Source organism: Stenotrophomonas sp. HMWF023 (assembly GCF_003060985.1).
In the GTDB taxonomy this organism is placed as follows: domain Bacteria; phylum Pseudomonadota; class Gammaproteobacteria; order Xanthomonadales; family Xanthomonadaceae; genus Stenotrophomonas; species Stenotrophomonas lactitubi.
Window position 1 is genome coordinate 1 of the sequence record NZ_QAIJ01000043.1, and the last position, 2,342, is coordinate 2,342.

Below are 2,342 nucleotides of genomic sequence, written 5' to 3' on the forward strand. Positions count from 1 at the left end.
ATGGCCCGGGTGACCCGGAGCCGTGCGACTACGCGATCGCCGCGATCAAGACCTTCATCGACGTGAAGATCCCGACCTTCGGCATCTGCCTGGGCCATCAGCTGCTGGGCCTGGCCTCGGGCGCGAAGACCATCAAGATGGGCCATGGCCACCATGGTGCGAACCATCCGGTGCAGGACCTGGACAGCGGCCGGGTGATGATCACCTCGCAGAACCACGGCTTCGCAGTGGATGAAGCGACCCTGCCGGCCACCCTGCGGGTGACCCACCGTTCGCTGTTCGACGGCACCAACCAGGGCATCGCCCGCACCGACGTGCCGGCCTTCTCGTTCCAGGGTCATCCGGAAGCGTCGCCGGGCCCGACCGACGTGGGCCCGTTGTTCGACCGTTTCGTGGCGCTGATGGAACAGGCCAAGGCGTGATCAGTACGCCGCCGGTTCGCCGGTGGCGTCGCGATGGACCGTAAGCCTCCGCATCGCGGCTGCCCCTGGCGCGGCGCTGCGGATCAAGATTCCTGATCGACAGCGTGCGATCACCCCCCTTGTCACGCTGTACTGACTTAGAGAAGAAAATGCCCAAGCGCACTGACCTCAAGACCATCCTCATCATCGGTGCCGGCCCGATCGTCATCGGCCAGGCCTGTGAGTTCGATTACTCCGGCGCCCAGGCCTGCAAGGCCCTGCGTGACGAGGGCTACCGCGTGGTGCTGGTCAACAGCAACCCGGCCACGATCATGACCGACCCGGAGATGGCCGACGCCGTCTACATCGAGCCGATCAACTGGCAGACGGTCGAGAAGATCATCGCCAAGGAAAAGCCTGATGCGCTGCTGCCGACGATGGGTGGCCAGACCGCGCTGAACTGCGCGCTGGACCTGGCCGACAACGGCGTGCTGGAGAAGTACAACGTCGAGCTGATCGGCGCCAAGCGCGCAGCGATCATGATGGCCGAGGACCGCGAACTGTTCCGCGTGGCGATGGGCGAGATCGGCCTGGAGTGCCCGACCGCCGCCGTTGCTCATACCCTGGACGAAGCGCTGGAGATCCAGACCCGCGTCGGCTATCCGACCATCATCCGCCCCAGCTTCACCCTGGGCGGCAGTGGCGGCGGCATCGCCTACAACCGCGAAGAGCTGATCGAGATCGTCAACCGCGGCCTGGAACTGTCGCCGACCTCCGAAGTGCTGGTCGAAGAGTCGGTGCTGGGCTGGAAGGAATTCGAGATGGAAGTGGTCCGCGATACGGCGGACAACTGCATCATCGTCTGCTCGATCGAGAACCTGGACCCGATGGGCGTGCACACCGGTGACTCGATCACCGTGGCCCCGGCGCAGACGCTGACCGACAAGGAATACCAGCGCCTGCGCGATGCCTCCATCGCCGTGCTGCGCAAGATCGGCGTGGATACCGGTGGTTCGAACGTGCAGTTCGGCATCAACCCGGACACCGGTCGCGTGGTGGTGATCGAGATGAACCCGCGCGTGTCGCGTTCCTCGGCGCTGGCCTCCAAGGCCACCGGCTTCCCGATCGCCAAGGTCGCCGCCAAGCTGGCCGTGGGCTACACCCTGGACGAACTGAAGAACGAGATCACCGGCGGCCTGACCCCGGCCTCGTTCGAGCCGTCCATCGACTACGTCGTCACCAAGATTCCGCGCTTCGCTTTCGAGAAGTTCCCGGCCGCCGATGCACGCCTGACCACCCAGATGAAGTCGGTGGGCGAGGTGATGGCGATGGGCCGCACCTTCCAGGAGTCGATGCAGAAGGCCCTGCGTGGCCTGGAAACCGGCAAGGTCGGCTTCGACCCGACCGGCCTGGACCTGACCAGTGAAGACGATCTGCAGACCCTGCGTCGTGAGCTGAAGGCACCGGGTCCGGAACGCCTGTTCTTCGTGGGCGATGCGTTCCGCGCCGGCATGAGCGTGGAGGACATCTTCAAGCTGTCCTACATCGATCCGTGGTTCCTGGACCAGATCGAAGAAATCATCGCCGCCGAGACCCAGGTCGCGGCGGATGGCATCGACGCACTGGATGCGGCGCGCCTGCGCAAGCTCAAGCGTGCCGGTTTCTCCGACGCCCGCCTGGCCCAGCTGACCGGCACCAATGAAGCGGCCGTGCGCGCGCTGCGCCGTGCCCACAAGGTGCGTCCGGTGTACAAGCGCGTGGACTCCTGCGCAGGTGAATTCTCCACCGGCACCGCCTACCTGTACTCGACCTATGAGGACGAGTGCGAAGCCGCGCCGAGCAACCGCGACAAGATCATGATCCTCGGCGGTGGCCCGAACCGCATCGGCCAGGGCATCGAGTTCGACTACTGCTGCGTGCACGCGGCACTGGCGCTGCGCG

At 65.5% G+C, this 2,342-nt stretch carries 2 protein-coding genes; both read left to right on the forward strand.

What is annotated here, in order from left to right:
* Positions 1-422 (forward strand): gamma-glutamyl-gamma-aminobutyrate hydrolase family protein (locus tag DBR20_RS01905; protein WP_181392992.1); only part of this gene is annotated, 422 nt, incomplete at its 5' end.
* Between the two features lie 149 nt (positions 423-571).
* Positions 572-2,342 (forward strand): carbamoyl-phosphate synthase large subunit (gene carB / locus DBR20_RS01910; protein ID WP_146186928.1); only part of this gene is annotated, 1,771 nt, incomplete at its 3' end.